Annotated in this window: 8 protein-coding genes; all 8 read right to left on the reverse strand. The window is 38.2% G+C overall.

What is annotated here, in order from left to right; translation table 11 throughout:
• Positions 1-60: 60 nt before the first annotated feature.
• On the reverse strand, positions 61-1,116 hold the full coding sequence (locus tag MUB24_RS15365; protein WP_244705575.1) for an aldose epimerase family protein: 1,056 nt from the start codon (positions 1,114-1,116) through the stop codon (positions 61-63).
• Positions 1,117-1,422: 306 nt separating this feature from the next.
• Positions 1,423-1,971, reverse strand: a complete 549-nt coding sequence (locus tag MUB24_RS15370) for a DUF4870 domain-containing protein (protein ID WP_244705577.1) — start codon at positions 1,969-1,971, stop codon at positions 1,423-1,425.
• A 442-nt stretch (positions 1,972-2,413) separates the two neighbouring features.
• On the reverse strand, positions 2,414-5,536 hold the full coding sequence (gene lacZ, locus MUB24_RS15375; protein WP_244705578.1) for a beta-galactosidase, LacZ type: 3,123 nt from the start codon (positions 5,534-5,536) through the stop codon (positions 2,414-2,416).
• Positions 5,537-5,590: 54 nt separating this feature from the next.
• Positions 5,591-6,646 carry a LacI family DNA-binding transcriptional regulator gene (locus MUB24_RS15380; RefSeq protein ID WP_244705580.1) on the reverse strand — a complete coding sequence of 352 codons (1,056 nt, stop codon included), beginning with the start codon at positions 6,644-6,646 and terminating at the stop codon, positions 5,591-5,593.
• 122 nt (positions 6,647-6,768) lie between these two features.
• Complete coding sequence (locus tag MUB24_RS15385) at positions 6,769-7,620, reverse strand: carbohydrate ABC transporter permease (protein WP_244705582.1); 852 nt, start codon at positions 7,618-7,620, stop codon at positions 6,769-6,771.
• On the reverse strand, positions 7,620-8,561 hold the full coding sequence (locus tag MUB24_RS15390; RefSeq protein ID WP_244705584.1) for a carbohydrate ABC transporter permease: 942 nt from the start codon (positions 8,559-8,561) through the stop codon (positions 7,620-7,622). Before MUB24_RS15390 ends, MUB24_RS15385 begins: the two co-directional genes overlap by 1 nt.
• Positions 8,562-8,896: 335 nt before the next feature.
• On the reverse strand, positions 8,897-10,177 hold the full coding sequence (locus MUB24_RS15395) for an ABC transporter substrate-binding protein (RefSeq protein ID WP_244705586.1): 1,281 nt from the start codon (positions 10,175-10,177) through the stop codon (positions 8,897-8,899).
• Between the two features lie 63 nt (positions 10,178-10,240).
• Positions 10,241-11,635, reverse strand: a complete 1,395-nt coding sequence (locus MUB24_RS15400) for a glycoside hydrolase family 30 protein (protein WP_244705588.1) — start codon at positions 11,633-11,635, stop codon at positions 10,241-10,243.
• Between the last annotated feature and the right edge of the window lie 407 nt (positions 11,636-12,042).

Raw genomic sequence — 12,042 nt, forward strand, 5'->3', positions numbered from 1 at the left:
GGAATCATCTATTTGCAGAAAGGAAACCACTTATAAGCGGTTTCGAACAAAATTTATTTATTATTGCTCATCTAATAGTCCAAAATAATATTTAGTAACTGATGAAAATGGTTTATTTTTTTCTAAAACCCAGGACGGAAATTCAGGCTGATTCACAGCATCTGGTAAACCTTGTGTTTCAAGACAAATCCCTAAGTGCTTGCGCGCTGGTACGCCAAGAATTTCTCCTTCTTCCTTCAGTTGATTTGCTGTATAAACCACAACCCCCACTTCATCTGTTTCCACAGTAAGTGTACGGCCACTTTCCGGGTCAGCAAGTATGATTTCATCGGAATGGTGATTATTTAATAAAAATGGATGATCATATCCTCCAGCCACTAACTGATTTTGTGGATGATCAGACTCGACCCCATTCTTAATTACTTGTCCTTTGCGGAAATCAAAAGCTGTACCTTCTACATCAACCAATGTGCCTGTTGGTAATAATTCTTCATCCAATTCAGCAAATTGATCACTTTTCATTGTAAGAGAATGATGAAGGATATCTCTTTTCAAATCCCCGCTTAAATTGAAATAAGAATGGTTAGTAACATTGAGGACCGTTTTAGCATCAGCCTTACCAGAATAATGGATCATAAATTCATTGTCATTTGTAAGGGTATAGGTCACCCTCATAGCAAGATTACCTGGGTATCCTTCTTCCCCATCACGGCTAAAATAGGTAAAATTTACCTTAGCCCGATTTATATCCTCCTCAAAGGAAGAATTCCAGAGTACCTTACCAAAACCTTTTATACCACCATGAAGATGATTGCCATTTTCATTTTTTGCAAGTTTGTAGGTGTTTCCATCTAAAGTAAAAGTAGCCCCCCTTATCCTTCCAGCGACACGTCCTACCACACAACCAAAATTGGCAGAATCCTGAATATACTCTTCAAGCTGGTTATATCCTAAAACAATATTCTCCAAGCGCCCATTACGATCCGGCGTCACCATTTTGGTAATGATACAACCATAATCAATGCAAGTGACTTCAACACCATGCACATTTTTCATGGTATAGGAATATACGGGTGTATCCTCTAAATATCCGTATATACTTTTTGTTACCTCCATATCCATCCGCCTTTCCTGAGTTATACATATTAAATGATAGACTTCCTTGAGCAAACAGTCAATTTGAAATGCAAGAATCGTCGAATCTTTTTGATTTTAATTGGCATAAAAAGGGGGGATAGGAAAGGATTGGCACCGCTCTTCCGTACAAAGCAATATCTTCTAGTAAATATAACCAAAATATAACAAATAGCTCCATTCGCACACGCAAATTGAACTGGATCAGTTCAGGATTGCACACGAAAGGAGCTATAAAAGGGAGAAAATCAAAAAACTAGCCAATTCTTTGTCGTGTCTATGAAACTATCATTTGTATTGATCAGCTAAATCTCCAATAACCGGAAGTTTAAATGATTGTTTCTGGTAGGCTTTTACCATACAAACAATCCATATGGCCAACGTGAGGCCATTTACTAGAAAAACAAGTAACCAACCGATAAATGGAATATGGCCTAACACAAATTTAATAATTAGCCAGGCTGCTGTTAAGATTGCAGATTGTAAGGCATGAAAACGAATAAATTTATTATCCTTTTCCAAAAAGAAGAAGATAATTCCTGTGACAAATCCACCGATATACGAAATCAGCGCTGCGATATTTTCATCCAAACCTGTTGAAGTTTTTGGATGATCGCTATTTGATTGATGAGATGACCCATTATTTGCAACAAGATTATTTTTTGTTTCTCCTTGACTGTCTGCATGTTCTTCCATTGATTCCTTCGTTTCCTTAGCATTTTCGTGTATCTCTTCATCTGTTACAATGTTATCTTCGTTTGAACTATGATTCTCTTCATTTTGATTTCCGGAATTCGATTCTTCTTCATTTGAATTTACTGGATCTTCCTGACTCATAATAATCCCTCCTCCTGTAAAATAGTGAACATTCGCATATCTGTTAAAGTGCAATACTTTTATTGTATTAAAAAACAATACACTTTTCCTGTAACTTAAGACTCATGTGTTATTTCCCGTATATTTTACTAGGTATCTTACATTTACAGAATTGGCTTCTCTTCATATTTAAATGGAGTTGGTATTCGCTTGGAATGTTCAGGATTTAAAATGGGGAGGATTTCCCTCGTTGTTCCTGTAACAAGAAGGCTTTTAGATCGACGTTTTGCCGGTTTTCCTCCTTGTTCGTGCATCATAAGGGCTTCTGGATCAACGTTTTGCCCTTTTCTCTCCCTTCAAAAAACAAAAGTAAATGGAGAAAAACGAGGCGTTTTCCCCATTTACTTTATTTCAAGGACTTTTTGGACAACTTCTTAGATGAACGCTACTTAATCCTACCTTCTCACCTTATTGCTTGCAAAACAAATGAATAGGAGTAGATTTTGTCCGCATATAGTGTAAACTCTGGATGTGTTTTTTGCCCCCAGCTATCGTCACCGCCAACACCCATCTGCTTATCATTCACTCGTATAACCGAATGCTTACTTTCAGGCAATTTATACCCATGGCTATGTTTCTCTAACTCAAATGGGGTGTAGGGAAGGGCATTTACTTCCACTGTTGGTAGGCCTGATATAAGTAAACCCACTCCCGATTCGTTTGTAATGGATGCCCATCTGACACCCGTTTTGTTTCCGCATTCTTGCGGCTTTAAGTAAGGAACATATTGGTCCTTCACTTTACCGCTATAAAGGCCGATTTTCGCCCCTTTTTCCCGATCTATATAAGTTTCATGTGGTCCCTTTCCATACCATTCAAGGTTTTCAAAACTTTTGTTCATTGTAAGCATCATGCCAACCTCTGGAATTTCCGGCAACCCCTCACCTGGAGTTAGTTGATAATCCACTTTCACTTTCCCGTCACCACTAACAGTGTAGCGGATATGGCATTTGGACACATTTGTTGTCGGAAGTTTGTAAGAAACTTCAAAGATGACTGTATCTTTTATTTGTTCATAATGAAAAGACTCCAATACTCGATTTCTACCAGCCTCTCTCCAAGTTGAACTGCGCTGATCAAGCTTGCTCCCCCTGTCATTATCTGTCATCGCCCGCCAATAATTTGGTGCAGGTGCAGATTCGAATAATTCCACCCCAGCGATCCTGTAAGACTCCATATCACCGGTTTGCTTATGAAAACAAATGGAAAAATCCTCCCCGGCTACAATGAACTCGGCAGATTGATCATCCGTCCGCAAAACTGCTTGTTCTTCGATTTCTACTCGTTTTTGACTTGATTCACGTAAAACAAACTGCTCAAAGGCGATTTCATGACCCTGATCTGCCCACAATGTAGTCTCTTTTAAATGGAAACTAACGGTAAGTATTAGTTCTCCCGAAAAATCATCCATAGAATAGTCTAGTTGAATTTGTTCAGAAGAAGCAGCTTCAATATTTACAAACTCTGTTCCATTCTTTATCTTTCGCCCATTTTCACTGATTTCCCAGCGGCATTCGAATTGATTCAAATTCGTAAAAAGAAATTTGTTTGTAATAGCTATAATGCCTTTTTCTAGATCTACGGCCGTAAACTCAATATTTTGATAGCATTTTTTCACTTCATAGATTTTTGGAGAAACCGTACCATCTGCAAAAATGATTCCATCTCCAGAAAAATTCCCATCATGAGGCGATTCGCCAAAATCTCCTCCATACGCCAAAAATTCTATTCCTTCTTCTGACTTTGTTCGAATCGCTTGATCGCGCCAATCCCAGATAAATCCACCTTGCAAAATAGGGTATCGATCAAATAGATCAGTATATTTATAGAGATTCCCACAGGAGTTCCCCATCGCATGACTGTATTCGCAAATAATATACGGCTTCACTTGCTCATCTGACTTTTCCGCATTTAATGCATATTCCTCCATGAGATCAGGGCGAATATACATTGTACTTTCAATATCTGAAGCGGCATCTGATTCGCGAAAATGAAAGGTACCTTCATAATGAACTAGACGTGAAGGGTCTTTTTCTTTCAACATTTGATGCATTTTTATAAAATTATTACCGCCAAAAGATTCATTCCCAAGTGACCAAATAAGAATGCACGGATGATTTTTATCTCTTTCAAACATAGAATTGCAGCGATCTAATACGTTCTCTGTCCATTCCGGTTTACTACCTGGCAGTGCATCTCCTTCTTCCTGCTGACCATACTCCCAAGTTCCATGAGTTTCCAAATTCGTTTCATCAATGACATAGAGACCATATTCATCACATAAATCATAAAATAATGGATGATTGGGATAATGGGAGGTTCGCACAGCATTGATATTATGTTGTTTCATTAATTGGAGATCATGGACCATATCATCGTAATCAATTGCTCGTCCCTTTTTATCAGAAAACTCATGACGATTAACACCTTTAAATACGATCCGCTTTCCATTAATCTTCATTAAACCATCTTTTAATTCAAATTTGCGGAATCCAATTTTACAACTTATAAACTCTATTGCCTGACCTGCTTGATCCTTGAGACAAAGCACTAGGGTATATAAATTTGGCTGCTCCGCACTCCATTTCAAAGGATTTTCAACAAATATAGAAGTGCTGATTTCCCCTCTTTCCACCATTGAAAGATCATATTGAACTTGATGAGGTTCCTGAAACAAGGGAAGCCCATTTTGATCAAAAATCATTGCTTCCAAAGCTATTTTTGCATTGCTTTCCGCAAAGTAGTTGGATAACTTTGCCTCTATATTCAATTCTGCATCTTTATGTTGTTCATCTAGTTCTGTTTTTACAAAAAAGTCTTGAATATGAATTCGCGGTGTAGCATATAGATAGACATCTCGAAAGATCCCGCTCAATCTCCAAAAATCTTGATCCTCGAGCCAACTCGCATCACACCAACGATATACTTCAACTGCAAGCTTATTTTCACCAGTTTGTATATACGGAGTTAAATCAAATTCCGCCGGAGTAAAGGTATCCTCACTATACCCAACAAGTTCCCCATTCACCCATAGATAAAAAGCGGATTCAACCCCCTGAAAACTTATGTAGACAGGAAGTCCTTCCCAAGTATCTGGGATAGTAAATGTTGTGATATATTGGCCGACAGGATTATATTTCGTTGGCGCAAAAGGAGCCTTGATCTGCTCCGTATCTTCCCATGGATAACGCACATTTGTATATTGTGGATAATCATACCCTTGAAATTGCCAGTGGGCAGGAACCTTAATCTCATCCCACTCACGACTATCATAATGTTGCTCAAAAAAGTTTTTAATTCTTTTATCTGGCGTGTCAGAAAGTGAAAATTTCCATTGACCATTTAAAGATTTATAATAATTTGAAGCGGCTCGGTCCCCTTCCAAAGCCTCTTCTTCTGTTTGGTATGGCATAAAAGTAGCATGTGCCTCTAGGCGATTTAATTGGAAAATTTCCGGATTATTATTCCACTCTGGATAGCCATTTTTCGGTCGCTGATATTCGAATTTCTTTAACTGTTTTAACATTTAGATCCCTCTCTCTACATCCTTGTACCAATCTGCATTTTTTCACTTATACCGTTACATTTCCTTGCTGTTAAAATAATGCTCATTTACTGTATGACTTGATTCTCGAATAATTAATTTTGTTTCGATCAAAATCTCTTTTTGTGAATCCTTCCTATCAATGATTTTCATGATCGTCTCGATAATTTCAGACGTTAACTGATCATAATTGTGATTGACCGTTGTTAAGCTTGGATAGACGATGTCAGATGGAAAAATGTCGTCAAAACCAACGAATGAAAAGTTGTGAATGGGTACATTTTGCTTGCGACATTCTTTCAAAGCCCCGTAAATCACCATATCGTTCATCCCAATAATGGCGGTAGGCATTTTTTTACTTGCAAGCAGTTGTCTCATTGCAACTCTACCGTCATCGATCCCAAATCCTGAATAAATTTGCCATTCGTTGTGGCATTCCAAACCGTATTTCTTTAACTCTTCTCGAAAAGCCAAAACCTTAAGATCCACCGTGGAAACACCCTTTTGCCCCCCTATGAAAGCAATATCCCTATGACCAAGTGAAACGAGATGATGTACAATCGATCTCATTCCCTCTTCTTCATCCGTCCTAATGGTATGGCAATCTACCCCTTCCATCCAGCCATTCACCATAATAAGGGGAACCCGTTTCATTACCTCTTTCATTTCAGTCATTTCTTTTTCTGTCGGTTTAGATTTATTAATCCGTCCCCCCATAAAAACAATACATTCGACTCGTCTTTCCACAAACTCACGCAGGTAAGCCGATTCCATTTCACTACTACTCATCGAATTTCTTAACAAAACGGTATAACCTTTTTCAAAGGCCTTTCTCTCTACATCAATATACGTTTGTGAGAAAAATGGATTGGTAATATCCGGTAAAATAAACCCAATCATATTGGTTTGATTTCTCGTTAAGCTTCTGGCAGCTTCATTCGGGGTAAACTCCAGCTCCTCCATTTTTTCAAGCACACGTTTTCTAGTACTATCTTTTACTAATGGATTTCCTGTGAGTACCCTTGAAACTGTTGTTGGAGAAACATTCGCTACTTTGGCAATATCATATATCGTAATATTCTTCTTTTTCATATTGGCTTCCCTCATTTTGAAAACGTATTCCATACTTATATATAGAATTATACATTGAATGATGGTAATTTCATCCTTTATCTTTACTAAAGTTGTTTTTTCCTCATACAGTAGCTATGCCCTTATTTAATTCCAGCTGAACCAGCATTGATATTTGCCTGGAACATATATTTTTGCCCGAAGAAAAACACAATGATCATCGGCCCTGTCAGTAGTAAGGAAGCGACCATCACAATATTCCAATCTGGAATGGCGTTCGTACTAAATGTTGCACTAATAATTTGTACACCTAAAGCAAGAGGCATCTTAGCTACATCATTAATATAAATGAGCGGCTCCATAAACATTCCCCAGTTGGCATTAAAAGTAAAAATACCAATTGCAATCAGAATCGGAGTTAAGAGCGGCATGATAATCCTCCAGTAAATTCCGAAATAGCCAAGCCCATCAATTTTGGCTGCTTCATCCAATTCTCTTGGGATACCTGAAATAAACTGTCTTAATAAAAATACATTAAACGCATTGGCAAAAAAATTAGGAACAATGAGTGGTAAAAGTGTATTCACCCAACCAAGTTTCGAAAAAATAATGAATTGCGGGATCATCATCACTTGCCCAGGAATCATCATGGTTCCAAGTAAAATGATAAAAAGTAAATTTTTCCCGCGGCCGTGTAACCGAGAAAAACCATAGGCTACAAAGGAACTGGATAACACTTGACCAATAATGGCGAACACAACAAGAATGACACTGTTTTTAAAATAGGTGAGAATTTCCTTATTTTGATAAACTTGTAGAAAGTTTTGCCAATGAAACTCACGCGGAAATATCGTAAAATCCATTTTCACCGTAGTGGCAGGTGATGTTAAAGCGATTGAAATCATATATATAAAAGGGACAATTAAGGCAAAACCGATCACACATAACAATAGATACAATATGGGTTTTTCTACTGAGCCTGTTTTATCAAACATTATTTTTTTACCTCACTTTCATAATAAACCCACATTGAGGAAGATTTAAAAACGATAACAGTAAAGATAATAATAATAATAAATAGAACCCAAGCAATACTTGAAGCATAGCCCATTTTGTAAAATTCGAATGCATTAGAGAACAGGTAAGGAACCATCATATTACTTGCATTATTAGGGCCACCGCCAGTCAAAATATAAATTTGTGAAAAAGCCTGCAAACTTCCAATAATTCCCATTATAAGATTAAAGAAAATAACCGGAGATATGATTGGAATGGTAATATGGATAAACTTCTTAAACTTTGATGCCCCATCCATGTCGGCTGACTCATACAACTCCTCGGGAACACCTTGGATAGCAGCTAGTAATAGTACCATATTGGCCCCTACTCCCCAAATGGCGAGGAAGACAAAACTCATTTTCACCCACGTTGGATCAAGTAGCCAAGCAGGTCCTTCAATACCGAAAAAGGCTAAAAAGTGATTGATTACTCCGTTATCCGGTGCAAGAATGAATTTAAAAATCATCGAAGACGCGACAATAGGAACTAAAGCAGGCAAATAAAAGATTGTTCGAAAAAAAGACATGCCCCTCATTTTATGTGCTAATAAATAGGCCATTCCTAATGACAAAATCATCGTTAAAGGCACCGAGATTAAGGCGAAATAAAAAGTGTTATACACTGTTTTCCAAAATATTTTATCTTGCACCAAGTTTTTATAGTTATCTAATCCAACCCATTTTGCTGGGGTAAATAAATCCCAGTCCGTAAAACTCAAAAAGAAAGAAGCCACAATCGGACCTAATATAAAACATAGAAAACCAATAATCCAAGGGGAGATAAATAGATAAAACCATTTTTCTTCCGTTCTTTTTCCGGGTATTTTTTTAATCTTTTTCGTTCCATTTTTCTGTAACTCTACTGTTTGGTTATTCAAAGCGCACCCCTCCTAATAAGCTGGGACTAACCAGTATTGGAATAGTCCCTATACGAGCGTGTTCAAAAAGGAGGATAAAAAGGACCCGTCGGCTAAAGGCGCTGACGTCCTGTCAGCAACGCCGACACTAGCACGTCCTGTGCATTGAAAGTTCGAGGCGGCGTAGCTTTGAGCAGCGGACTTGTACAGGATGTACTGGCTTCTGCGTTGCCCACAGGACGTGGGCGATTTTAGCAGAAGAACCTCATCCCGATACGTGAGCAGCGGAAAAGCAGGCCAACGAAGAAATTCGCTTATGTCTTTTTACCGGACTTTTTGAACATCCTCTATACCTATTATTTTTTCAATAATGCTTCTAAATCTTTCTGTGTCTTATTTAAAGCATCCTCAACAGAAGCATTACTCGTCCAAACATCAGCAAAATTATCTGTAAATAGTTTTTGCATCTCGTTCCACTCAGGGATTAAAGGCAATTCAATGATCATATTTGCTGATTTTGTAAATGTTTCTGTGTCAATAGGGTGGTTTGCAAAGTCCCTTTTAAGAAAAGTGTCACTATTTAATAACTCCATATTCGCAGGGGCATCCTGATTGTTTTCTACAATCGGCAATTGCCCTTCTTTTCCTGTTAAGAATTCAATAATTTTAAAGGCTTCTTCTTTATGTTTCGATTGATTGGTGATTGCTAAGCCGCTTCCAAATGGGATCGTCCCTTTTTCTTTTTTCTTCCATAGGGGAGCAATATCCCAATTCAAATCTTCCACTTCACTTGCTCCCCCAATATTCCAAAAACCAGTGTAGTCGATAGCTAACTTTCCTTGAGCAAATAACTGGTCTGCGCCTATATCGCCCATATTCGCGTAATCTTTATTAGAAGGAGCTACTTTATATTTGTGAATGAGATCTACGACAAACTGCATCGCTTCAATATTTTCAGGAGAATTAATGATTGGATTTCCATCAGCATCTAATACTCCGCCACCATTTTGATACATAAAGGACATCCACAATGGCCACCAATCCCCTACTCCAACACCCCACTGTACCGTTTTATCTCCCTCTTTTTTCGTCAGTTTTTTTGAAGCATCTAGTAAATCATCCCAAGTCCAATCTTCGGTCGGATAATCCACTCCCGCTTCATCAAATAAATCTTTATTATAATAAACGATTAAAGATCCACCTCTATCTGGCAGCGCATAGACGTTTCCATCTTGAGAGTAGTTATTATAAACGCTACCAAATCGGGCATCTAAGTCGATATCTGCCTCTTCAATAAACTCATTTAATGGAGCTAGTTGATTTTTACTTGAATAAATATGCACTTCTTCTGCCAACTGCATAATATCGGGAGCCGTATTTCCGGCTATCATCGTTTGTACTTTTTGCGCATATTCTTTCGGAATATAAATTAATTCCACATCAATGTCAGGATATTTTTCTTTGGCTAAATCAAGACGCTCTTGATATGTTTCTTTATCAGCCTCTCCCCCCCACATCGTAAAGGTCAATTTCGTTTTCCCATCCGAAGATTTCGAATCCGTGTCTGATGAACAAGCTGCTAAGGTCACACCCAAACAAAGCATGATCGCTAAAAGGAAAATATGAAACTTTTTCAATTCACTCACTCCTTGTATTTGTTAATTCGCATTGGAACCGGTTGCAATTTACGTCAAAAATATTCATTTTATTTCTACATTGGATAGAACGATCGTCGTTACCGACTGATTCTCCACTGGGATTTTAAAACCATGACTAAAAATTGGAATTTGCGATTTTTCTAGATTTTTTTGTAACGTTGTTTCGTAAACATCTGCAAACCTCGTATCAAACTGAAATGCACTCAAGTCATACTCGAGTTCCTCTTTTGCGTGTTCATTTCGGATCACAATCGTAAGCTGCTTTGCCTTCTGATGGTAGGCCGCAACAGAATGTCCATGATCCGTCTTGATGATGTCACTTCCTGGTCGAATAAAGCGGCTGAAATTTGCCATGGCATAATATTGCTTTGTCAGCTGATAATTTTCTTTCCCTCGAAAATCAGAGTGAATAAATCCCCAATTATTTTTTGCACTTTCATCTTCGACCGCTTGCCAATACACCCAGGCCGCGGGTTGAAGCACACGCAGATCAAAAATAATCCGCTCAGCCAGTTCCATCACACTGCTCATATCCTCATGATTATGTGGTTCTGTCCCGCCTGTTCCATATTCAGACATCCATAGCCTTTTCTTCTTCTCTGCAGCTAATTCACGAAGTTCTTCTAACTGGCTGCCGTTATAGGAATGTGTATTCATTTGCGCTATTTTATCGATGGTTTCTTCATCATAGCCTTGTAACATGTCCACTGTCTCATCGATACTATTTTCATCGGGAGCACTGATTCCAGTGTCACTCAGTCCTTTTTCCTCTAGGGAGTCAGCGACTTTTTTGATGATCTCCATTTGTTTATCAAGACTAAAATGAGCCCCTTCCTGAATATTTCCCTTTATCCACCAATTAGAAGCAGGTTCATTTAAAGGGTTCAAAGTACGGAAGGTAACACCATGTTTATCTTTATAGAACTTGACAACCTCGGTTAAATAATCCGCAAACTGACCATAATATTCCTCTTTTAAGTTATTTCCCCCATCTTCTGCGCCAGTTACGGAACCACTTTTGGTCATCCAGTATGGAGGAGAATTAGAAAATGCCTCAGCAATTGTTGCTCCGCGTTCAAAAGCAGCGAATAAAACTGCTCTTTGACCTTTATCTGCTTCCCAATCCCACTCTCCTTCTTCAGGTTGAAAACCTGGAACATCGCCACCTGGACGCAGTGTATTCGGCTTTATTTCAGGATTTTCTCCGCCCCCAATATTGTAACGAACAATATTGAGACCAAGTCCCTTCCTTTCATCAAACACAAGATCCATCACTTCATTCAGTTTTTCTTTATCCTCCCATTGCCCAAGAATATGGGCCCACCATGCAAGCGAGGTACCCCAACCTTCGAAATTGGCATAACCTTCATTAGGTTGAACCCGAATCGGCGTTGGATCAAAAAACAATGGATCTTTTTGCTGCTTAAATTGGCTCACTACTATCCCTCCTGTTAAAAGGATTACGATTATTACCATGAAAACAAGAAAACTTTTTCGACGGTTTGTACTCATTCATCCTCCTAAATGCGGCATCTTTTTCTACCCTTTAGTTTTTTATCAACCTTCCCTTTCCCAAAGCCCCCTCCTTGCACGGCTTTTTTAATGCAACCGGTGTCAATACAGAATAAAAAAATATGGATTCTTCCTCCTTAATCCATGAATCTATTTTATGCTAAATTGATGGTACCGGTTTCAATTCTTAATATATCATTTTTATTTTTCATTTGTCAATAACTTCGTTAAAAAATTCTACACTCTTTTACATTTTTCAACAAATTGTAACTAGAATAGTATAGTTCTTATTATGAGGCTGGGACAAAACTAAAACGTTCGACTCTAAAGAC

It is taken from the genome of Lederbergia sp. NSJ-179, from assembly GCF_022867885.1.
Taxonomy (GTDB): Bacteria; Bacillota; Bacilli; order Bacillales; family Bacillaceae_C; genus Lederbergia.

Coding starts and splice junctions, on each gene's coding strand:
- lacZ (WP_244705578.1), bottom strand. CDS start 5,536: ATGTTAAAACAGTTAAAGAAATTCGAATATCAGCGACCGAAAAATGGC.
- MUB24_RS15370 (WP_244705577.1), bottom strand. CDS start 1,971: ATGAGTCAGGAAGATCCAGTAAATTCAAATGAAGAAGAATCGAATTCC.
- MUB24_RS15385 (WP_244705582.1), bottom strand. CDS start 7,620: ATGTTTGATAAAACAGGCTCAGTAGAAAAACCCATATTGTATCTATTG.
- MUB24_RS15365 (WP_244705575.1), bottom strand. CDS start 1,116: ATGGAGGTAACAAAAAGTATATACGGATATTTAGAGGATACACCCGTA.
- MUB24_RS15380 (WP_244705580.1), bottom strand. CDS start 6,646: ATGAAAAAGAAGAATATTACGATATATGATATTGCCAAAGTAGCGAAT.